Source organism: Sorangiineae bacterium MSr12523, from assembly GCA_037157775.1.
Taxonomy (GTDB): Bacteria; Myxococcota_A; Polyangia; order Polyangiales; family Polyangiaceae; genus Pendulispora; species Pendulispora brunnea.
In genome coordinates this window covers 9,283,800-9,305,212 of record CP089982.1, presented here as the reverse complement: position 1 = coordinate 9,305,212, position 21,413 = coordinate 9,283,800, and the positions used below count along the sequence as shown (strand labels likewise).

Below are 21,413 nucleotides of genomic sequence, written 5' to 3'. Positions count from 1 at the left end.
TTGGCCGTGCGCTTGGCGCGGACGGGGGTGGCGGTGGTGCGTGCAACTCGTGCAGCGGTTCGTGCGGGTGCAGGTCGGGCCATTGGAATTTCACGCCAAACAGCGCGGCGACGCGGGATATTCCACGAGATGCTGCGCGCCTGATCGTCGCGTGCCCCTACCATTGAAAGGGGGGGCCCGTCAACCAAGCCCCCCGGATGGTGGGCGCGCAAATTTTTCGGATTTCGCGTGATGTTAGTGACGCATCAACTCATCCACGCTCGCACCCGTGGCCGCGTGGAGCCCGCGAAAGAGGGTGTTGGCGGAGATGGTCATATCCGCCACGAGTCCATCCGGCTCCGCGCGCACCGTCGGTCCGGCGATGGGGGCGTTCAATCCACAGAGACGTCCGAGCGAGCTCTCGGAGAGGACGTGGATCGCCGCCGCGAAACGTTGCGTGACCTTGGGGCCATCGTCTTGGAACGAGCCAAGGAGCGCAAAGCGCACCGCCAACCGCGCCCCTTCCGGGCTTCCGGCGACCACGCGCACCGAAACCGCCGCCGCCGTCGCTGCGCGAAACAAGCCGCCAAGGGCCTCTTCGTACTGCCCCGTGAATGGCCCCGGCGCGTATGCGCTGAACGGAGGCTTCGCCGAGGACGACATGGAAAGAATCTCCGCCGCGCGATCGAGCGGCGTGGCGCGCAGCGCGGGGGAAGCTTTTTTGAGCCGCTCCTGCGCGAAGTACTCGGCCGCGCGCAAAGGACCGAAGCGCCCCACCTCGACCCCGATGGCCTCGCGGCCGAAAATGGCGAGCTGCTGCCGCTCGCCATTCACCGTGCCCCAGGTTCGTACGATGTTCCCCAGCGGGTCCGACGATTTGCGATCGATGCCGCGGCCTTCCACCTTCGCGCGGGCCCCGAATGCACCCTCGATCCGCGTGGGGTCGACCATGCCGTGCCCCAAGAAGAGCGTCGTGTTCGCGTAGCCCGCGACCGTGAGCTCGTCGAGCTCGCGCACGTCGATGCCACCGTGTCGCCGCGCGAACGTTTCGAACTTCGCGTCGGGAAAGAGCTCGCGCATCGCGGCCGCCATTTGCGGATCGGCGAGCAGCTCGCGCGGGCGCGCATCGACGAGCCACGCGAGCCCTGCGGCCGGCGCGAGATCCGACGTGGGCTGCAGATGCAGCGGTGGCAGCGGCGGAACAGGCGGCGCGGGCGGTGCACCTCCGCACCCGAGCATGGCCAGCACCAACCAGGCGAGCGCCAGAACGACGAGCCGCCGTGTCATCCCACCGTGATGTAGACGAAGCGCCGATTCTTGGAACCGACGCGAAGCAGGTAGCGCTTGCCGCGTTCGAGTTGCAGCTGCGGATCGGTCACGCGCTGTTGATCGACCTCGACGCCGCCTTGTTCGACGAGGCGTTTGCCCTCGCCGGTCGACTTGACCAACCCGGTGCTGGAGAGCGCCTTGGCGATCCAGAGCGTCGCGCCATCCGTCGCCACGGTTTGCTCGGCAATGTCCGTCGGCAGCGCGTCACCGGAGTAGATGCGCTGGAACTCGGCCGCAGCCTCCTCTGCGGCGCCCGCGCTGTGGAAGCGCGTGACGATCTCGCGCCCGAAGAGGCCCTTGATCTCCTGCGGGGAGCGCTCGCCCGTGCGGCGCGCTTCCTTCAGGGTCGCGATCTCTTCGTTCGAGCGCGAGGAGAGCAGCTCGAAGTAACGGAAGATGACGTCGTCGTCGATCTGCATCACCTTGCGGTACTGGGTGAGCGGATCCTCGTCCAAGCCGATGTAGTTGCCCAGGCTCTTGGACATCTTCTTGCCGACGACGCGCCCGTTCTCCATGCGCGCATCGGTGCCCTCCAAGATGGGCATGGTGAGCACCATCTGCGGCGTTTGCCCGTAGCGCGGCATGATGTCGCGTCCCACCAGCAGGTTGAAAAGCTGGTCGGTGCCCCCTAGCTCGATGTCGCACTTCAACGCGACGGAGTCGTAGCCTTGAAGGAGCGGGTAGAGGAACTCGTGCTGGAAGATGGGCCGGCCCTCGGAGAAGCGCTGGCCGAAGTCGTTGCGCTCGAGCATGCGCGCGACGGTCATCTTGGCCATGAGCTCGACCATGTCGTTTGCGGACAGCTTCTCGAGCCATTCCGAGTTCCACCGCAACTCGACGGTCTTCTCGTCCAGGATCTTGAAGGCCTGGTCGGTGTACGTCTTGGCGGCGGACATGACGTCCTCGCGTGAGAGGCGCGGGCGCTGGTCGTTCTGGCCGGTGGGATCGCCCACCATCGCGGTGAAGCTGCCGATGAGGAGGATGACCTGGTGCCCGAGGTCCTGGAACTGACGCATCTTCGAGAGCACCACCGCGTGGCCGACGTGCAGATCGGGCCGCGTGGGATCGAGCCCGAGCTTCACACGCAGCGGGGTGCCGGTGGCGCGGGAACGTTCGAGGCGTTGTTCGAGCTCGCTCGGGACGTGGAGATCAACGACGCCGCGCGTGAGCACGGCCATCTGTTCGGCAACGGGGGCGAAGGGCATGTTCCTCGGTCTGAGGTGGGGCGAGATCAATCTTCGTCGCGATCGACGTCCTCGTCGTCCAAATCGTCGTCGAGATCGTCGTCCCCGTCGCTATCGGATCCGCCCGTGATGGGCAAGTGCCGGCTGCTGTTGACCAATTCCTTCAGCTCTTTGCCAACCTTGAAGAATGGAAGCCGCTTCGCTGGGACGGGTACCGCCTCGCCCGTGCGCGGATTCCTTCCCTCGTAGGCTTTGTACGCACGAACACTGAAGCTTCCGAAACCGCGAATCTCGATTCCATCCCCGCGACCGAGCGCTGCAGTCATGGTGTCGAAGACGCACTTCACGACGTCTTCCGCGCGGGCCTTGGTGAGGTCGCTACGAGTAGCCATCGCGTCGATCAATTCACTTTTCGTCATGTCGCACCGCCTTGACGAGAAGGGTTCATTGCTTCACAAGCTCAGCCACGAGCCCTACCACCGGCCTCAAAGTCCTTCAACGGTGAGCTTTTACAGTAGTTTTGTCGAGCCCTACAGCACCATGTTGTGCGCGTAGCACCATTCGGCATCTTAAGCTGGGACCGCCGCCATGGCTCAAGGGTTCGAGCTGGTCGTCGAACGAGACGGTCTGACTAGATAAATCTAGGATATCCGTAGCCTTTTTGGCACCCTCCCCGGAGGCGGCTGGCGTAGGTTTTTGTGGGTCGGTCCATTCCCAGCGAGCCTTCTCCACCCGTTCGGTCGAGGGCCCGATGCCGTACAGGACGAGTGTTCCTTTTCCTCCTGTGCCGCGTCGGAGCACGCGCGGTTCGATGATGAAGGTACCCGGCTTGTCGCGAGGCGGCGCGGGGAATCCGTTGGGCGCGGGCGAGGGAAGCGGCAACTCGATGTCGGCCCACGCGGGCCCGTCACCTTCGGGAACGAGTTCGAGCACGCGATCTTCCGACGCGCCCGTTCCCGCGGCGAAAATGGAGTGCGCATAGCCGCCCTGTTGCGCGAGAGGGGGCCACTCGGCCTCCGCCTCGAAGCGGTACGTGTCGTTGACGATGGGCGGTGGCGTCCACGCATCGACCATGGACTTGCCGCCTTCGCCCTCGGCGAATCTGTAGAGATGCGAGTTGGGGTGGCCGAGCAAATCGTAGAGGAGCCGATCGCGATCGTCGTGGCGGCGACGCACGGCGACGATGCCGTGACTCGCGGTGTGCGACGGGTCGTAGGCCAGGTTGAAGCCGTGGTCGGTGTCGAAATAGATCAAGCCGTGATCGGCCCCTTTTTCGCGCGCCAGATCGGGCTCGTACATCGGGCGCCCGCCATCGCGATCCGCAAGGGCGCGGTGGCCGTACGCGGTGTGGAGCGCGAAGCCGAGGGCCGAGGCCGAGAGGACGGCGAAGATGCGGGGCAAGCTTGGAAGGGCGCCCGAGACCGCGAGGGCGATGAGGGCGTGCTCGAGCGGGATCACGTCGGCGAAGAAACGCGCACCGCCGCCGGGGTAATTCCCGTCGAAGTAGAACGGCGCGTAGGCAACGATTTGCAGCCCGACGACGGCGGCGAGAACGCGGCAGATGGGCTGCTCGCGGACGATGCGGGCAATGGGCAGCAGTAGAACGAGGAAGAGCGGCTCGAAGTTGAGGACGTCCGCGGTGTGCGGCCAGAGGCGGCGCAAGGTGGTGCCCGCGGCTTCGAGCACGCCGTAGCCATGGGGAAGGCGCGCGCGGACGAAGTCGGCGTGTTCGACGACGCAGCCGATGCCGCGCCCGAAGCCATAACGGAAGCAGTCCTGCGGGCCGTCGCTCACCGCATAATAGGCGAGTTGCGTGCTGCCGAACCAATGGCCCGTGGCGGCATGTTGGGAGACGAGGAGCAGCGCCAGCCCGGGGATGGCACCGAGGGCGACGAGGAGGAAGGCGCGGGGGCGTGTCTGCGAGGAAGAGCGCAGAACCAAGGCGTACACGCCAATGGCGACGGGGATCGCGGAGACCATGCGCGTGGCGGCCACGTAACCGATGGCCAGGCCCGAGACGGCGAAAAGCCACGCGGTTTGCAGGCGATGCGCACGCAGCGCAAGGGCGATGGCCACGGTGATGGCGAAGGCGCATGCGCCGTGCGACATGGTGTCGGCGGTGTGGTAGCGGAGCGCCACGCAGACGATGGAGATCGCCGCGGCGAAGCGGGAGGTCATGTCGACGTTCCGCGAGAGCCCCGTGGCGCGCGCCACCTCGTAGGTGAGGAAGTAGGTCGCGAGGACGATGCCCGCGGCGAGCACGGGGCCGGTCACCATCGGGGCGCCGATGCGGAAGCCGATGGCCAAGAGCAGCGGGTAACCCGGCGGGAAGATGCCGCTCAGCAGATTGGGCTCGCGAAAGAGGAGAAAGCGGCCGCGGAAGAGCGCGGATGGCTCCAAGAGGGGCCAGTCGATGCTGCCGTGCGACAGGGCGCGCCCTTGGAGGAAGTAGCTGGTTGCGTCGATGATGCGCGGGCCGCCGCGCAGGTAATACGCGATGTAGCCGAGCGAGGCGAAGGCCGCGACGAACGAGCCGATGGCCAGGAAGCGGCGCCGCGAAAGGCCGTGCGGACCATCGTGAAGCCACATGGCGAGCGTCGAGGTCTCGGGGGAACGGCTGCGGGTGGCGGTGACGGCGACGGCTGCGAAAAGGATCGCGAGGGCGAGGGCAGCCCAGGCCACCGCGTCGGGCGGCTTGCCCCATGCACCGAAGGCGCTGCCGACCTGGCCGATCATTGCGCGATCCACACGTGGTAATCGACGAAGTCGCCCGAGCCGGTGTTGGCGAACTCGAAGGAGAGCTCCTCGGTGACTTTGTCGGCGGGAATTTCCACGGCGGTCTCGACCCAGCCTTCGGACGGCGTGAAGTCGAGTGCGGCCACGTCGGCACCTGCGGCGCGCACGAGGACGTGCGAGGTGGCGTCGGGGGCGCTGCGCACGATGAGGGTGGCGGCCTTGCCCGGGGTGAGGTGACGCAGGACGAAGCGCTCGGAGTTGCCGCCGGAGATGCGCCTTCCACCGTCGAAAAGGTCGAGCCGCGTGTCGGCGGGATCGCTCAGTATTTTCATGTCGGTCCATCCGCCTGCGGGCGAGGGGAAGACATAGCGGTGTTCCGTTTCGCTGACCAAGTCGGCCACGTCGATCTCGTCGCGAAGGTTCGTGGCGGCGTGGCGCGGGCGGTTGCCGGTGCCGAGCAGATGCCAATCGGCGCGGTAGATGACGTCTTCGTAGCCGCCGCAGATGACGTTGCCCTCGACGGGGAAGCGGGCGAGTACCTCGCTGGAGAACCACGTGGGCAGCACGCCCCACCACGTGGGGTAAATGGCCAACACGTCGGGGCGTTCGGTGGCGGGCATGCGCTCGATGAGCTCGAGGGTCGCCGGCAAGCCGTGCACACCGGCGCGTGCGAAGGGCAGGGCGTGGTAGCCGCCGAGGCCAATGATGTCCAGGCCGGGGCGCTGCGACGCGTAGATGAGCGCACCCGCATCGCCGACGAGGACGCGGCGCGGTTTCAGATGCGCGAGCCAGCGACCCGCGACGAGGTGCTGATCGCGGATGTTGCGCGAGGCGCGGCCGAAGAACCACTTCTGCCCGCGGTAATTCGGCTCCTGGTGCACCTGGAAGAAGAAGAGGGCCGCGGCGACGCAGGCCACGCGCAAGGGCCAGAGGGAGAACAACGCGGCGAGGGCGATTCCGCCCAAGAGCGCGAGCACCCAGGCGAAGCGGAACTCGGGGTTGGTGTTGGCGGCGCGCGTGGCGATGCCGATGGTCTGCACGGCAAGGGCGCCGGCGACGATCATGAAGAGCGCACTCGGCTTCGTGCGCCGCCGCACGAGGGCACTCGCGCCCAGGGCCGCCGCGATCAAGAGCCACGCGACGGCGGGCATGGTGTAGCGCTCGTTCTGCCAGCGCACCTGCCCATTGAAGGCGGTGAGGCCGAGCCAAAGCGCGATCTGCAGCCAGATCAAAACGCCGTAGCGGCGCGTTTCGCGGAAGGCGAGGGTGGCGAGGCCCAACGTCGGGAGGAGGAAGCCGATCGCGGGAAGATCGGTAAAGTGGTATTCGAGATTACGGAAGATCGCGTAATTGAGATTGAAGACGTAATCGTTGATCTTCTCGGTGCGCGTGAGAAACGGGTTGTTCGCCGCGAGCTTCACGATGGCGCCATTGGCGCTGTATTCGCCGGTGAAATAGCGATTGGCGACGGTCTGCACCACCAAGATGAAAACCGCGGGCAGGCCGGCGCGGAGCAAAAGGCCGGCGATGGGCTTCCATCCGCGCCATCCATGGCGGAGCAAGAGGGGCCAGGCGGCCACCAAACCGAAGGCCGCCACGGTGCCCGCGCCCTCGGGGCGTGTAAAGACGATGCCGGCGCCGGCGAGTCCCAAGAGCCACGCGCGCCGGGCGCGTTGAGCGTTCTCAGCCGCGTCCAAATCGAAAAATGCAACGAGCCCGCACGCCCAGGTGCCCAGGAAGAACGCGACCTCCATGCCGCTCCACAAGGACCAATCGAGCGAGCCGATGGCGAGGAACAGCGGCGGGAGCAAAAACGACGCAATGCGCATCCATGCGCCCGTGGCGCCGCCGAGCGCGGTGCTGGCGCGTGCGGCGTTGCGCAGGAAAAAGCCGCGCGCGGCCAAGAGCACGCCGAATACGGAGACGGCGGCGACGATGGCCGCCCAGATCATGAGCCGCTCGCCGTGGAAGCCGAACAGGTATCCAAGGGCCAGAACGAACGGGTACGACAAACTGGTGTTGCCCGAGGAATAACCGTTGCCGGTCGCCCATTCGAAGGGGTGTCCCTCGGCGGTGGACCGCGCATAGTCGAAGTGAATGAACACGTCGTCGAGCGGCGCGGACCACTCGCCGCTCGTTTGTTTCAGCATGTAGCCGTAGAAGGTTCGCGCCGAGAGCAAGGTGCACACGGCCGCCCAGAGCACGTACAGTGCACGGTCGTAGCCAAGGAGCGGCGAGAGGACTCTCGAAACTCGGCGAAAGGCTCGTTGTGCTCGATCTAGAATGCGCGCCACGGTGGAAACGCGGCCCTAGATAGCAGGGGTTCGGGGTTGGCGGTTAGGTTTAGGTTGGGGGTTGCCCCTCGGGCGCAATCCAACTAATGGGATTGCTAAGTCATGCCCGCGCGACGTCTGCCCATCGCGGGGGTGCTTTTCCTTGGCGCGTTCTCGGCAGCGCGCTTTTCTTTCGCCCAGGGAACGCAGCCGCCCCCCGCTCCACCACCACCTCCTCCCCAGGATGATCCTCGCGGGAGCGCCGTTCCGCGCGGTGCTTCCGGAGCATCGCTCACGGCGCCCGCCGATTCGTCGGCGCCCGCCCCGGCTCCACCGCCCGCACCGGTCATCGTGCCCCCCAAGTTGGTGACCGACGAAGGGGCGCAATATCCGGATTCTGCGCTCAAGGAAGGATTGCGGGACACCGTCACCGTCGTCCTGGTTCTCGAGATCGATCCCACGGGCGGTGTGCGCAACGCCACGGTGGAGACACCCGCCGGTCACGGTTTCGACGAGGCGGCCCTCGCCGCGGCGAAGAAGCTGCGGTTCGAACCGGCGCAGCGCAATGGCAAGCCTGTTGCGGCGCGCATCAAGCACCAATACGTCTTTGCCCCGCCGGCGTCGCGGCTCGTGGGGCGTGTGGCGGCGTCCAAGTCGGATGCGCCCATCGCCGGCGCCAATGTCGTCGTGCGCGGGCCCGATGGCACCGAGCAATCGACGCAGACGGCCGCCGATGGCTCGTGGAGCCTCGAGAAGCTTCGCCCCGGCTCGTACGAGGTGCGCATCTCCGCGCCTCGCTTCGCGGCGCAAAATGCCACCCAGGACGTGAGGCCCGGCGAAGAAGTCAGCTCCGTCACCCGCCTCGAGCGCGAGGGGGCCGAGGCCCCGCCGCCGGACGAGGACGTCGAAGAGGTCACCGTCAAGGGCACCCGCCCGCCGCGCGAGGTTACCCGCCGCACCCTGGAAATGCGCGAAATGACGCGTATTCCCGGCACCTCGGGCGATGCACTTCGGTCGCTGCAGAACCTGCCTGGCGTGGCGCGTCCACCGGGGCTCGCGGGCTTGCTCATCGTGCGCGGGTCGGCGCCCAACGACACGAACATCTTCATGGATGGGACGCTCGTGCCCATCGTCTACCACTTCGGTGGACTCAGCTCGGTCGTGCCCACCGAGATCCTGCAGAAGATCGATTTCTACCCGGGCAACTTCAGCACGCAGTACGGCCGGGTCATGGGCGGCATCGTGGACGTGGGCATACGCGATCCGAAAAAGGATCGCCTGCACGGCATGGCCCAGGTCGACTTGATCGACGCGCGCGTGCTCGCCGAGGGCCCCATCGGCAAGACGGGTTGGAACTTCACCGTGGCCGGGCGGCGCTCCTATGTCGATCTCTGGCTCAAACCGGTGCTCGAATCGGCCAATGCCGGCGTGACCACGGCGCCCGTTTATTACGATTACCAGGCGATAATCCAAAAGGACTTCGACAAGAATTCCAACTTCCGCGTGATGCTTTTGGGCTCGGACGACCGGCTCGAGCTCTTGGTCAAAAATCCGGCGGCCTCCGACCCGGCCATCGGCGGTGGAATCAGTGCGCATACCGGCTTTTGGCGTGCGCAGGCGCGGTATCGCAACAAGATGAGCGCCGATACCGAATTGAAGATCATGGGCGCGGTGGGGCAGGACTTCGTCGATTTTTCGCTCGGCGACGTCTATTTCAAATTGAACAGCGTCCCGCTGACGTCGCGCATCGAGCTCTCGCAGCGCATCACCAAGGGTGTGCTCGCGAACATCGGCGTCGACATGCTCTATTCGCCGTACAAAGTGCACGTGCGCGCGCCGCCGTTTCCGCGTCCGGGCGAGCCGCCGGGCGGTCCCGGTTTGAGCCGCCCGCCGCTGGAGACCGACGATACCGACGCGATTTTGCGCCCCGGCTTCTACACGGAGTTCGAACTCACCCCGTGGCGGGGCGGCCGCATCGTGCCGGGCGTGCGCCTCGATTACGCCAAGGATACGAAGGAGTGGGACTTCGGTCCTCGCGTGGTCATGCGGCAGGACCTCACGCGAGGCTTCCCGCGAACGACGGTGAAGGGCGGCGTCGGTATTTTCTATCAGCCGCCGCAACCGCAGGAGACCAATCCCGTTTACGGACAAGGTGGTTTGCGCTCGAACCGCGCCTACCATTATTCATTGGGCGTCGAGCAGGAGTTCACCCAGAATATCGAAGCATCGCTCGAGGGGTATTACAAACAGCTCGATCGATTGGTCATTTCCGATCACGGCAACAGCGGTACGGGCCAGGCGTACGGTATGGAGGTGCTCCTGCGCTACAAGCCCGATGCGCGCTTCTTCGGGTGGCTCGCCTATACCTTGTCGCGCAGCACGCGCAAGGATACGCCGCAGGACGACGAGCGCCTCTCGCCGTTTTCGCAGACGCACATTCTGACCGTGCTGGGAAGCTACCGGCTCGGGCGCGGATGGGAGTTCGGTGCGCGCTTCCGCCTCGTGTCGGGCAGCCTTTATACGCCGAGCACGTATGGCTTCTACGACGAGAACGCGGGCGTTCCGCTGGCCTTGCAGAGCTATCCGCCGTACAGCGCGCGCATGCCGCTGTTTCATCAGCTCGATATCCGAGTCGACAAATCGTGGAAGTTCAAAGATTGGCAATTCAGCGTCTATGCCGATATCCAGAACGTCTACAATCACGGCAACGTCGAGGGCGTCAGCTACAATTACAATTACACGCAGAACACGTTCGCCACGGGGCTCCCGTTCCTCCCGAGCCTGGGCATGCGCGGAGAATTTTGAGCCATGAGAAGTCGAACGGCATGTCTGAGCTCTCTGCTTTGTCTGCTCGCGGGCCTCTCGTCGTCGTGCGGCAACGTGGACTTCACGGAGGGAAGCGTTCTCGGCTCCGTGCGCATTCTCGCCTCACACACGGACAAGCCGTACGCCGCGCCCGGCGAGACGGTGAAGGTCGACTTGCTCACGTGGGATGGCCGCATCGAAAAGCCGCGGCCTCTCACAACGTATTGGATCCCCATCGTCTGCATCAACCCGCGCGAAGATTTGTATTATGCATGCTTCGAGCAGTTCGCCGGGGCGACGGTTCCGGGAAGCGGCGGAGGCAGCGGTGGCGTGACCTTGGAGCCGGGCGTGGATCTCACCCCGTATTTGCCCGCGGGCCCTTCGTACTCCTTCACCTTGCCGACCGACATCGTCACGTCGCATCCGCGGGTTCAAGGTGCCGTGCCCTATGGGATGGCCGTGGTCTTCAACATCGCGTGCGCGGGGCATGTCGAGCTCGTGGCGCGCGACAGCAAGAATCCGCAGGCGATGCCCTTCGGCTGCTTCGACGAGAATCGCAACCGATTGGGACCGGACCAGTACGTCATCGGCTTCTCGCGTGTGTACGGCTACGACACGCTCCGCAACGCCAACCCGAAGATCGACAATGTGTTTCTCGAGGGCAAGGCCATCGACAGGGTGCAGGGCATCACGGTGGACCGCTGCACGACGAAGCTTCGTCGCGACTGCCCGGACATCAAGATCGACGTGGGCGTGCCCGAGTCTTCCTGGGAGGTGCAGGAGGGCGATCGGCACGAGCAGATCTGGGCGGCCTACTACGCCGACATCGGGCAACTCGATGGCGAGTCGCGGCTTCTCTGGGATGCGACCAAGGGCCAGGTGTCCGGCGCCGAGAACAAGTACAAGGCGGCCAACGATCCCATCGAGGGCACCATGTTCATCGTGGTGCACGACAACCGCGGCGGTACCGATTGGTGGCAGATACCCGTGCACACACGGTAGCAGGTGGATCGCGGCCGTATCTGGCACGGCCGCGTGGGTCGCGGCATCATTTCGTGTCGGGGTGAACTCTTGACGTACCCGAAGCTTGTCCGTTCGCTGACGTTGCTTGCGCTGTTGACGTTGCTCTCGTCGATCGAGGTGGGCTGCGCGAAATCGTCCGAAGACTCTCCGCTCGAGGCGAGCGATCTGGTCACGTTGGAGGACGCGAAGTTCGACGCCAACTCCATCATGGAGCCGGCGGTTCTCGAGGATACGCAGGCCTTCGACGCGGCCGCGATTCAGCGCTTTTTCGAGCGAACGCCGTATCGACGGCCGAGCTTTCTCGCCACGTACCAGTCGAACGGCGTGCGCGCTTCGGACGCGATTTACCGTGCGGCTGTGGCCAATCGCATCAACCCGTTCGTGATGATCGTCCGCGCGCAGGCGCTCCAAGGGCTCGTCGGGACGCAGTTTTATCCTTTTCCGGCGTCGCGGGTGGAGTACGCGTTTCGCTGCGGCTGTTCGAGCGATACGACGTGCGATCCCGCGCAGGCGGGCTTCGATCGGCAGGCGAACTGCCTGGCGCGCAAGCTTCGGCAAAACCTGGATGCCATTGCCAGTGGCGGTGAGACGGCGGGCGGATGGGCTCCGGGCCGGGCCTCGACCACGCTCGATAACCAGAAAGTGACGCCGAAAGATGCATCGACGGCCGCGCTCTACCAGGAGAACCCCGCGGTGAGCGCCGGCAAGGGCGATATCTGGCTCTTCTGGAACATCTGGCAGAATTACGCGGCGTTTCTCCAATACATCGGCCCCACCGGCGGCGGTGGCCAGGGCGCGTGGATCGGCGAGGCCTGCAAGGGTGATTCGAACTGCATCGCACCGGGCGCGACGTGTGCAACCAGCTTTCCGAACGGCGGGATGTGCATCGCCTCCTGCACCGATGGCTGCCCGAGCGAGGTGGGGCGACCCGAATCGTTCTGCGCCGACTTCGGCGAGCAGGGTGGCTACTGCCTGCCCAAGTGCAACCCGAGCGTCCCCGGATCGTGCCGCAAGGACTACGAATGCCGTGCCATCTATCAATATGGCAGCAAAACCGTGTCCGAAAACGTCTGCGTGCGCGGTAAGGGGTGAGGGATTGGGGGTTAGGGGTTAGGGTGATCCCTAATCCCTCATGCCCCGCATCCTCCTGGTGGACGACGACGAAGCGCTTCTCGAGGTTCTCACCATGGCCTTCGCGGACGCGGGGCATTCCGTGACGACGGCCGTCGATGGCCTGTCGGGCCTCGATGCCGTGGCGCGCGATGCGCCCGACGCGATCGTGAGCGACGTCAATATGCCGCGGCTCGATGGCTTCGCCCTCTGCCGGCGCCTGCGCGCGCAGGGCGATCCCGTGCCCATTCTGCTGCTGACCTCGCGCGACAACGAGATCGACGAGGCGCTGGGCCTCGAGCTGGGCGCGGACGACTACATCGCCAAGCCGTTCAGCACGCGCATTCTCCTGGCGCGGGTGACGGCGTTGCTCCGGCGCGATGCGCTCCGGCGGGGCGGGTTGGTCGAATCGCGTGCGCTGCGGGATGCAGTCCAGGTGCGCGTGGGCGAGTTGATCATCGACGCCGAGCGCATCGAGGCGCACTTCAAGGGGACGCTCTTGTCGCTGACCTTGACCGAGTTTCGCATGCTGGAGGCCTTCGCGCGCAAGCCGGGCATCGTGCTCTCCCGTGACCGGCTGCTGGAGATCGTGCGCGGTGACGATTCGGTCGTGGTGGAGCGCATCATCGATACGTACGTGCGCCGGCTGCGGCGCAAGCTGGAGGCGATCGATCCCGGGTTCGACGCCATCGAGACGGTGGTCGGCGCCGGCTACCGCCTTCGCGCCCCGCGATGAGCGACACGGGGCTTCTGCCGCGTCAGAGGCGGCGTTTTTCGCTGCGGCTGCGCGTGATGATGGCGATTATGGCGGCGGCCGTGGCGCCGTCGCTCCTCGTTTTCGCGTGGAGTCAGGTCGATCGCAACGTGCAAGGCCACATGTGGGGCAGTGTTCGCGACGCGGCGGAGGCTGCGGTGCCCCTGCTGGAGAATGCGCCCGAGCTCGAGCGGCTCGCGCGTGAGTACAAGGTGCGGCTTCGCGTGCTCGACGCCCAGGGAAGCACGCTGGTCGACGTGGACGAGGATGCGCCGGGCGATCCTGGGAGCCACATGGAGGCCTTCTTTCTCGGTGCGAAAGACGCGCCGACGTTGCGCGAGTTCGACGAGCAACTCGGGCCGATGATGGCGCGTGCGGAGGTCATCGAGGCGAAGCGCTCCACGGAAGGGAAGTACGTGGGCTGCGATTATCTGCCGCTGGTGCTTTGCCAAGCGATCTACGTGACGCCGCACGACGGTGCGCACCGCATCGTGCACGTGCAGCGAAGCTCGAACCGCGCGGTGCTGGAGGTGTATGCGCTGCGCGAGCACCTGTTTCGGCTGTCGTTGGTCGTCGTTTTTCCGATGGCCTTGGCGCTGGCCTTCTACATGGGCAGCCGGGTGGTGAGGCCGATCGAAACCCTGCGGCGGCAGGCATTGGCCAAGGCCACGGCGGAGAGCCCCGATGCGAAGCTTCTGCCCGAGCGGCGCGACGAAGTGGGTGTGCTCGCGGATGCGTTCAACGTGTTGCTCATGGCGCTGGAGAAGAAGCGCGCGGACAACGAGGCGTTCGTGGCCGATTTGGTGCACGAGATGAAGAATCCGCTGGCCGCCGTTCGTGCTGCGGCCGACACGCTGGCGGAGGGCGCCGATGCGCAGCGTGCGGAGCGTCTTTCGCGGGTGCTGCGTGAGAGCACGAGCAAGCTGGATCGGCTGGTGACGCAGTTCCTGGAGCTGGCGCGTGCCGAGGCGGGCATGCCCAACGAGGAGCGCTCGGACGTGGACCTGACGGCGCTGGTGCGCGGGCTGGTGGAGAGCCTGCGCGACGATCCACGCCACGCGCAGGTGAGCTTTGCCTTGAAGGGCGAGGCCGCGAACGCAACGCCGGCGATGGTGCGTGGGGTGGCCCACAGGCTGGACGCGCTTTTTGGCGAGCTTCTGGAGAACGCGGCGTCGTTCGCAGGTCCAGGCGGCCAAGTGGTGCTGGCCATGGCGGTGACGAGCACGGAGATCATCGTGGCCATTCGCGACAGCGGCCCAGGCATCGCGCCCGAGGATCGCGCGAAGGTGTTCACGCGCTTCTTCACGACGCGCGGGCGGCAGCGCGGAACGGGGCTCGGGCTCTCGCTGGTGAAGGCGGTGGCCGAGGCCCACGGCGGCCGCGTGGCCGTGCTCACGCCGGAAAGCGGCGCGACCTTCGAGGTGCGCCTGCCGCGCCTCGCGTAGGCGACGGGGCTTTCACACCGTTTTCACATGCGTTTCATCCCGCGTTCGGGGCGCGTGCGCCGGGCGTTCATGGGCGGGCTGCACGGTGGGGACTGCAAGGAGGTTTCACCATGCAGGCTTTTTCGCAGCTCGTCGATGTCGTTGGTCCTTCCCGTGCGGGCACGCGGCCCGAGATTGGCCGTGCGCAGCGCATCTTTCTTTCGTCGATGGCGTTCTTGGGGGCATTGGTTCTCGCGGGAGTCTGGGGAATCGCCGCGGGCAGCCATCAGGCGCACTTCGGCCTGGACAGTGCGTTCAAGGTGCCGCTCCTTCTTTTGGCGTCGGTGCTGGCGGCGCTCCCGCTGGGGCTTCTCGTCTTTCGTCTGACCTCGACCACGGGGCGCGCCTCCGATCTGGTGCTCGGTCACGCGGCGGCGACGTTCACCGGCTCCTTGGTGCTGGCGCTTCTGTCGCCCATCGTGGCGCTTTATCAATATTCGAGCGCGTGGGCTGGGCCGGTCGTCGCCGTCGCCTCGTTGGCCGTGGCCATCGGCGTATCGTTCGCGATTTTCCTGCGGGTGCTCTCCAAGCTGGCCGCGGGTGGAACATGGGTGCCATTCGTCGTGCCGGTGGCGTTGTTGCTCGTTCTGCAAGGCGCCGCGCTCTTTCAGCTCGCCTCGATCTCCACGCCGATTCTGCAGGAGCGAACCCTGATCGAGCGCGGCATCGACGGCGTCAAGCCGATGGAGAGCGAGCAATGATCGACTGCCATCCTGCCGTGTATGTCGCAACGGTGGTCTCGAACGGCGAGGAGCTCGTCTGGGACTCGAAGGTCACGTGCACCGTGATGCACGACGACGCATCGTGGGTGGCGTTGGACTTCGCGTACCCGCTGCCCGAAGGCTCGACGTTGGTGGACGCCGTCAAACGCCGGCAAGCACCCATCGAACGGGACGGCCGCATCGTCGGCGTCACCATCTACCAGCCCGAACGCGTCGCCACGGGCCCCATCTCCTTCTCGGTGCGCACGAAGAACGTGCGCCGCGGCTCGGACGCGCGCGTCACGCCGCCCTTGCTCGAGCACGTCGATACGCACGTGGTGGCCTTCGCCAGCGAGGACGTCTCCTTCGAGCCGCGAACGTCGCTCGATCCGCATTCGCGTGCGACGGCGATGGCCATCACCCTGGGCGATATCCCGCACACGACGTACCGCGCGGCCTTGAACGAGGGAAAGTTGCTCGGTCTCCGGTGGGATGGTCCCGCGGTGGTTCTGCGGGCCACACCGGCCATCCGCGAGCGTCAGGGCATCGACGGAGAGCTCGTGGACCGCGCCGAGAAGACCGAGGGCGTGTTCTTCGGCGTGGTCATCGCGGTGGGCGCCGCGGTGGTGGGGCTCGTGTACCTCGCCACCCGCTTCAAACGGCGAAGCGACGACGAACACGCCGAGGCAACTTTGCGCGCCGAGATCGATTCACTCTGAGAGGAAACCCGAGATGTGGCCTTTCTTGTCGCTGACGCAATCGCTGTCACTCTGTTCGATCCTCGCGCTGCTCGGCGCGGTCTTCCTTCGCGTTCTGCACCGCGCCGCGTGGCGGCGGCGCGGTCTGCGCCTCGCCTACGTCGCCGTCTTTGCCATATTGCTCGCAGCGCATGCGGCGTGGTCGGTCGGTCTCGACTGGTTCGTCGTCTCGTATTGGGGCGCCATCGTTGCCTCGGTGGGGCTGATCGTGACGGGCTTCGGCGTGGCCAGCTTGCCGCTTGCGGCGCTCGTGCGCGTCGTGTTCGCGTTTGCGCTCCTTCGCAAGGCGCCGCCGGCCCCGTCGCATGCACCCCTCATGTCGCGTCGCGCGTTCGTCGGTGCGGCGACGGCCATGGTTCCCCTCGGTGCGATGGGCACGGCGGCGGGTGGCTTTTCGGCGGCGGTCACGCCGACCGCCCTTCGAACCATCCCGGTGACGTTTCCGAAGCTGCGACAGTTGCATCCCGCGTTGGAAGGATTCTCCATCCTCCAACTGAGCGATCTGCACCTCGGTGCCGCGCGCAACGTGCGCGATCTGGAGCGCTTTTTCGAAGGCCTCACGCGCCGCCCCGATCTGATCGTCTTCACCGGCGACATCGCCGACGACCTGAACCAGCTCGGTCCCGCGCTGCATCTCGCGCACCAATTCCGTGCGCGCTGCGGCGTCCTTGCATCGCTCGGCAACCACGAGTACCTGCACGACGTCCGTCGAGCGCGCGCCATCTTCGATGCGAGCCCGGTGCCGCTTTTGGTCGACACCGGCACCACACTCCGCGTCGGCGGCGCGAGCCTCTACGTCGCCGGTGCGAACGACCCGGTGGTCATCCGCACGAACATACAGCCCTTCCTAGAAGGCTCCATCGACCGCGCCCTGGGCGATGCGCCGAGCGACGCTTTTCGTCTCCTGCTCTCCCATCGGCCCGAGGGCTTCGATCCCGCCGCCCGCCACGGCGTCGACCTCACGCTCTCGGGCCATACCCACGGAGGCCAAATCGGCTTCAACGGCAAGAGCGCCTTCGAGCCTTTGTGGCCCGACGGTTACCTCTGGGGCGCTTACCGCCGGGGCACCTCCCGCCTTTACACCACCTCCGGATTCGGCGACTGGTTCCCATTCCGCATCGGCTGCTCCACCGAAGCGCCACTCGTCGTGCTCACGTCGGAGCGCACCTCGATCTCGGGGGCGAGAAGCTTGTAGAGTACAGGCGTCACCACGCGGGCGAGGAACGTCGAGCTCAGAAGCCCGCCGAGCAGCACGATGGCGAGGGGCGAATACAGGCTCGAGTGTTCCAGGATGAGCGGGACCAAGCCACCGATGGCCGTGAGCGTGGTGAGAAGGATGGGCACGAAGCGGGCTTCTCCGGCGCGGCGAATGGCTTCGTCGATGGGGACGCCCTCTTCGCGCAATTGGTTGGTGAAGTCCACGAGCAAAATCGAGTTCTTCACCTCGATGCCCATCAGGGCCACGAAGCCGATGTTCGCGGTGAAGGACAGCGTGTTGCCGCTCACGTACAGCGCCACCAGGCCGCCGATGATGCCCAGCGGAATGACGGAGGCCACGATGAGGGTGCTCTTGAAGGTGCGGAACTCCAGCACGAGCACGGCCAGCACGCCGAACACCGCGATGAGGATGGCCGTTCCCAAGCCACCGAAACTCTCCTGGCGGCTCTCGATTTCGCCGGCGGGCATGAATCGAATGCCCGCGGGTAGCTGAATCGCACCGGGACCTTCCAAGTGCGCGAGCACTTGCTTGGTGAGCCGGTCCGTGTTGAATCCCTCCCGCACGTAGGCGGTGACCGTCACGCTGCGCTCTTTCTGGTAGTGCCGAATCTTCGTCGGCGAGGGCTCGAGCGCCAACGTGGCCACCTGCGAAAGCGGCAGCGGCATGCCCTTCGTCGTCGCGACGTAGAGGCGATCGAGCACGCCCAGACCCGGGGCTGCGGCCGGCACCACATCGCGATCGCGCGTCAACGTGACGCGGATGTCGTATGCCTCCTCGCTGCCGTCCTCGCGGTACTTGCCCGCGGCAATGCCGCCGACGGCGAGGCGCACGGCGCGATCCACGTCGGCGACGGCGATGCCGAGAACGGCCGCCTTGTCGCGGTCCACGTGCACCCGCAAATCCGTGCGGCGCTCCCGCGAGGGATTGCGCACGTCGCGCGTTCCGTCCGTGCTGCGGAGGATCTGCTCCACCTGCGCCGCACCCTTCTCCAGCGCCTCGGGATCGCTGCCGAGCAAGCGAATCGCGATGGGGGCATCCAGCGGCGGACCGTTCTCGAACTCCTTCAAGTCGAGGCGCGCGCCTGCGTATTCGCGCAGCTCGAGGCGGATTTGCTCCAAGAGGCGCGTGTTGCCGTCGCCGCGGGTGCGAAGCTCGGCGAAGACGTCGGCCACGTTGGCCTTCTCGTTGCGCGGGGCCACGTTGTAGTAAATCTGCGGGTGGCCCTTCCCGATGGTGGTGGCGACCTTCGTCACCTCGGGATGCCGCGCGAGCACCTCCTCCACGAAGCGCGCCGCGCGATCGGTCTCGGGCATGCTCGCGCCCTCCGCGGCCTCCACTTCGACCATGAATTGCGGGACGCCGGCCTTGGGAAAGAGGCTGAAGCCGATGCGCGGCACCAGGCCCAAGCTGCCCACGAACAGCGCGGCGGCAATCACGAGGGTCGTCTTGGGGAAGGCCACGGCCTTCACCAGCGCACGCCGGTACGTGCCCTCGATGGCCCAGGTCATCGCGCGCAGGAAGATGTTCCCGTGTTCGCCCTCGGCCACGAGGATGCGGCTCGAAAGAAACGGCACGATGGTGAGCGACACCAGGAGGGATGCGCCGATGGTGAAGATGATGGCCACCGGCATGCTGCGAATGAACTGCCCCGGCCCGCCGGGAAGGGCCAGCAGCGGAAGAAAGGCGAAAATCAGGGTCGCCGTGCAACCGAGCACGCTCAAGGTGATCTGCTTCGTCGCGGCGATGGCGGCCTCCCGCGGCGCCTTGCCCTCGCGCAGATGCCGTGTGATGTTCTCCACCACGACGACCGAATCGTCCACGAGCAAGCCGAGGGCGAGCACGAACCCGACGATGCTGAGCTGGTTGATCGAAAAGCCGGTCGCCTTCAAGAAGAAGACGCCGATGGTCAAACTCAGCGGGATGGACATCATCACCACGGCCGATGCGCGCAGGCCGAGCGGCAACAGCGTGAGGAGCACGAGCGCAATCGCCAGCACGAAGTCCCGCGAAAAGCCGTGCAAACGATGCCCGACGTTCTGCGATTGATCGAAGCCGCGCGTCAGGGTGATGCCTTTGGGCAGCGTCTTTTCGAAGGACGCCACTTCGTGGTCGATGCCCTTTTTGACGTCGAAGACGTTTTGCCCCTCTTTCTGATTGGCCGCCACGAGCACCGCGCGCTTGCCGTCGAAGCGCGCGACCGACGAGCCCTCCACCTCGCGCAGCGAGACCTCGGCGACGTCGCCCACGCGTACGCTGCTTCCGCCGGCGCTGCGCACGATGGTGTTGCGCACCTCCTCCACGGAGGCGTAGTCGCCGCTGGTCTTCACGTTGAAGCGGCGCGGTCCGGTTTCCACGCTGCCGGCGGGGATGTTCTTGCTTTCGGCCCCTACGGTGTCGAGCACCTCGGCGGGGGAGATGCCCAGGGCGACCATGCGCTCCAGATCGAGCGCGACGGTGACCTCCTGCTTGGGCAAGCCTGCTGTCTCGACCTCGCCCACGCCGGCGACGTTCTCCAGCCGCCGCTTGAGCGCGCGGGCAACGCCGTCGAGCTCGTGGTAGCTCGCGCTGTCCGACAGGAGCGCGAACTCCGCGATGTTCACGTTTTTCGTATTGAACTGCTTCACGTCGAGCCGCACCAGCTCGGCGGGCAAGGTCGGTCGCAGTGCGTTGACCTCGCGCAGCACCTCGTCGCGTTTGCGATCGGCATCTGCTTCGGCGATGAACTCGATGCGCAGGTACGCGAGGCTCTCCTCGATGTCCGTCTTGATCGACTTCACGTCGTCGAGGGCCTTGAGCTTCGTCTCGATGGGATCGATCACCAGGCGCTCGACATCGACGGGCGTCGCGCCGGGCAAGACACCGATGACGGCGAAGGTCGGGATGGGGAACGTCGGATCTTCGGACTTGGGGATGGTGATGAGCGAGTTGATCCCCAGCGCGGCGAGCGCGAGGAACACCACCAAGGTGAATTGCCAGCGGCGGACGGCGAATTCACTCATGGCAACACGTGCACGGCCGTGCCATCGTCGAGGTCGGCGGCGCCGGCTTCCACGACGCGCTCATGCCCTTCGAGGCGCGTGAGCAACGCCGCGCGGTCTTGGCTCAAAAATGCCACCTTGACCGGTACTCGGCGCGCGACCTTGTCGTCGACGACGAACACCGAGGCCGCATCCCCACGTCCATCGGTGAGCGCGGCGATGGGCACCGTTGCGAGATCTCGCTCGACGTGTGCAATCTCGACTTTGGCGGTCATGCCCGAGAGGATCTTGGCCGTGGGATCGACCGCGACCTCCACGTCGAACGTGCCCGTGGCCGGTGAGGCCGATGCGGCAATCTGGGTCACCTTGCCCGTCACCGGAGCGTCGGGGAAAAGGTCGAGCATCACGCGCGCTTCGTCGCCGAGCGTCACACGGAGAACGTCGCGATCCGTGAGGCCGACACGCACGACGGCGCCGCGCGAACGGCCGCTCACGTGAAAGACCGGCACGCCGGGGGCGGCAATTTCCCCTGGATCGACGGTGCGCTTTTCCACGCGGCCGTCGTCCGGCGCGACGATGACGGTGCGCTGGGCATTGAAGGCCGCGGCATCGACGGCGGCCTTGCTCGACGCCGCCGCGGTTTCTGCGTTCTGAAGCTCGATCACCGGGACGGCGTTGCTCGCGACGAGCTTGCGCGCGCGTTCGACATCGCGTTCGGCGCGGGCGGAGGCCTCTTGAGCTTGGCGCAGCGCGGCCTCGGTCTCCGTCGGATCGATGCGAGCGAGCACCTGCCCGCGGCGCACGCGCGCGCCTTCTTCCACGAGGACCGCGGTCACGACGCCGCCCACCTTGAAGGACAGATCCGCCTCGTTTTTGAGCTTCACCACGCCCGCCCCGCGCACCGGCCGTGAAACGGGGCCGCGCTGGACGGGTGTGAGACGCACCGCCACGAGCGGCGGTTGGTTGCGTTCCGCCGCCACCGCCTCGCGCGGCGCGCCTTGGCAGCCCGCGATCGATGCCGCGGCGGCAAGAGTTCCCATGAAAAAGAGACCAAAGTAAATGCGCGCACGCATGAAAGCG

The 21,413-nt window shown here is 66.2% G+C and carries 15 protein-coding genes; 8 read left to right on the top strand and 7 right to left on the bottom strand.

Annotated elements, in window-relative coordinates:
- Positions 1-234: 234 nt before the first annotated feature.
- The 5 genes from LZC95_36205 to LZC95_36185 form a co-directional block, all read right to left on the bottom strand.
- Positions 235-1,266: a hypothetical protein gene (locus tag LZC95_36205; protein ID WXA91883.1), complete on the bottom strand. Its 1,032-nt coding sequence runs from the start codon at positions 1,264-1,266 to the stop codon at positions 235-237.
- Positions 1,263-2,513: a tyrosine--tRNA ligase gene (tyrS, locus tag LZC95_36200; GenBank protein ID WXA91882.1), complete on the bottom strand. Its 1,251-nt coding sequence runs from the start codon at positions 2,511-2,513 to the stop codon at positions 1,263-1,265. Before tyrS ends, LZC95_36205 begins: the two co-directional genes overlap by 4 nt.
- Before the next feature lie 26 nt (positions 2,514-2,539).
- A complete protein-coding gene (locus tag LZC95_36195) occupies positions 2,540-2,884 on the bottom strand; it encodes an integration host factor subunit beta (protein ID WXA91881.1) in 345 nt (114 codons plus the stop codon).
- A gap of 103 nt (positions 2,885-2,987) precedes the next feature.
- Positions 2,988-5,228: a hypothetical protein gene (locus tag LZC95_36190; protein WXA91880.1), complete on the bottom strand. Its 2,241-nt coding sequence runs from the start codon at positions 5,226-5,228 to the stop codon at positions 2,988-2,990.
- A complete protein-coding gene (locus LZC95_36185) occupies positions 5,225-7,522 on the bottom strand; it encodes a hypothetical protein (protein ID WXA91879.1) in 2,298 nt (765 codons plus the stop codon). The genes LZC95_36190 and LZC95_36185 overlap by 4 nt, the downstream gene beginning before the upstream one ends.
- A gap of 102 nt (positions 7,523-7,624) precedes the next feature.
- Here LZC95_36185 and LZC95_36180 point away from each other — a divergent pair, with 102 nt between their 5' ends.
- From LZC95_36180 to LZC95_36145, 8 genes are all read left to right on the top strand, one after another.
- Positions 7,625-10,306: a TonB family protein gene (locus LZC95_36180; protein WXA91878.1), complete on the top strand. Its 2,682-nt coding sequence runs from the start codon at positions 7,625-7,627 to the stop codon at positions 10,304-10,306.
- A gap of 3 nt (positions 10,307-10,309) precedes the next feature.
- The gene (locus LZC95_36175) at positions 10,310-11,308 is read left to right on the top strand and encodes a hypothetical protein (protein ID WXA91877.1); all 999 of its coding nucleotides are present in this window, start codon (positions 10,310-10,312) and stop codon (positions 11,306-11,308) included.
- Positions 11,309-11,377: 69 nt separating this feature from the next.
- A complete protein-coding gene (locus LZC95_36170) occupies positions 11,378-12,421 on the top strand; it encodes a hypothetical protein (protein WXA91876.1) in 1,044 nt (347 codons plus the stop codon).
- Positions 12,422-12,461: 40 nt separating this feature from the next.
- Complete coding sequence (locus LZC95_36165) at positions 12,462-13,175, top strand: response regulator transcription factor (GenBank protein ID WXA91875.1); 714 nt, start codon at positions 12,462-12,464, stop codon at positions 13,173-13,175.
- The gene (locus tag LZC95_36160; protein ID WXA91874.1) at positions 13,172-14,638 is read left to right on the top strand and encodes a HAMP domain-containing histidine kinase; all 1,467 of its coding nucleotides are present in this window, start codon (positions 13,172-13,174) and stop codon (positions 14,636-14,638) included. The genes LZC95_36165 and LZC95_36160 overlap by 4 nt, the downstream gene beginning before the upstream one ends.
- Before the next feature lie 110 nt (positions 14,639-14,748).
- Positions 14,749-15,378, top strand: coding sequence for a hypothetical protein (locus LZC95_36155; protein ID WXA91873.1), 630 nt, complete (start codon positions 14,749-14,751; stop codon positions 15,376-15,378).
- Complete coding sequence (locus LZC95_36150; protein WXA91872.1) at positions 15,375-16,097, top strand: hypothetical protein; 723 nt, start codon at positions 15,375-15,377, stop codon at positions 16,095-16,097. Before LZC95_36155 ends, LZC95_36150 begins: the two co-directional genes overlap by 4 nt.
- A gap of 13 nt (positions 16,098-16,110) precedes the next feature.
- On the top strand, positions 16,111-17,331 hold the full coding sequence (locus LZC95_36145; protein ID WXA91871.1) for a metallophosphoesterase: 1,221 nt from the start codon (positions 16,111-16,113) through the stop codon (positions 17,329-17,331).
- On the opposite strand, the gene LZC95_36140 is transcribed toward LZC95_36145, so the two are convergent.
- Together LZC95_36140 and LZC95_36135 are read right to left on the bottom strand one after the other, a co-directional pair.
- Positions 17,214-20,354, bottom strand: a complete 3,141-nt coding sequence (locus tag LZC95_36140) for an efflux RND transporter permease subunit (GenBank protein ID WXA91870.1) — start codon at positions 20,352-20,354, stop codon at positions 17,214-17,216. The two genes, LZC95_36145 and LZC95_36140, sit on opposite strands and share 118 nt — an antisense overlap.
- A complete protein-coding gene (locus LZC95_36135; GenBank protein ID WXA91869.1) occupies positions 20,351-21,406 on the bottom strand; it encodes an efflux RND transporter periplasmic adaptor subunit in 1,056 nt (351 codons plus the stop codon). Before LZC95_36135 ends, LZC95_36140 begins: the two co-directional genes overlap by 4 nt.
- Between the last annotated feature and the right edge of the window lie 7 nt (positions 21,407-21,413).

Bases quoted from the DNA above. Each gene is read 5' to 3' on its own strand.
- LZC95_36205 (WXA91883.1), bottom strand. From the start codon at position 1,266: ATGACACGGCGGCTCGTCGTTCTGGCGCTCGCCTGGTTGGTGCTGGCC.
- tyrS (WXA91882.1), bottom strand. From the start codon at position 2,513: ATGCCCTTCGCCCCCGTTGCCGAACAGATGGCCGTGCTCACGCGCGGC.
- LZC95_36195 (WXA91881.1), bottom strand. From the start codon at position 2,884: ATGGCTACTCGTAGCGACCTCACCAAGGCCCGCGCGGAAGACGTCGTG.
- LZC95_36190 (WXA91880.1), bottom strand. From the start codon at position 5,228: ATGATCGGCCAGGTCGGCAGCGCCTTCGGTGCATGGGGCAAGCCGCCC.
- LZC95_36180 (WXA91878.1), top strand. From the start codon at position 7,625: ATGCCCGCGCGACGTCTGCCCATCGCGGGGGTGCTTTTCCTTGGCGCG.
- LZC95_36175 (WXA91877.1), top strand. From the start codon at position 10,310: ATGAGAAGTCGAACGGCATGTCTGAGCTCTCTGCTTTGTCTGCTCGCG.
- LZC95_36165 (WXA91875.1), top strand. From the start codon at position 12,462: ATGCCCCGCATCCTCCTGGTGGACGACGACGAAGCGCTTCTCGAGGTT.
- LZC95_36160 (WXA91874.1), top strand. From the start codon at position 13,172: ATGAGCGACACGGGGCTTCTGCCGCGTCAGAGGCGGCGTTTTTCGCTG.
- LZC95_36155 (WXA91873.1), top strand. From the start codon at position 14,749: ATGCAGGCTTTTTCGCAGCTCGTCGATGTCGTTGGTCCTTCCCGTGCG.
- LZC95_36150 (WXA91872.1), top strand. From the start codon at position 15,375: ATGATCGACTGCCATCCTGCCGTGTATGTCGCAACGGTGGTCTCGAAC.
- LZC95_36145 (WXA91871.1), top strand. From the start codon at position 16,111: ATGTGGCCTTTCTTGTCGCTGACGCAATCGCTGTCACTCTGTTCGATC.
- LZC95_36140 (WXA91870.1), bottom strand. From the start codon at position 20,354: ATGAGTGAATTCGCCGTCCGCCGCTGGCAATTCACCTTGGTGGTGTTC.
- LZC95_36135 (WXA91869.1), bottom strand. From the start codon at position 21,406: ATGCGTGCGCGCATTTACTTTGGTCTCTTTTTCATGGGAACTCTTGCC.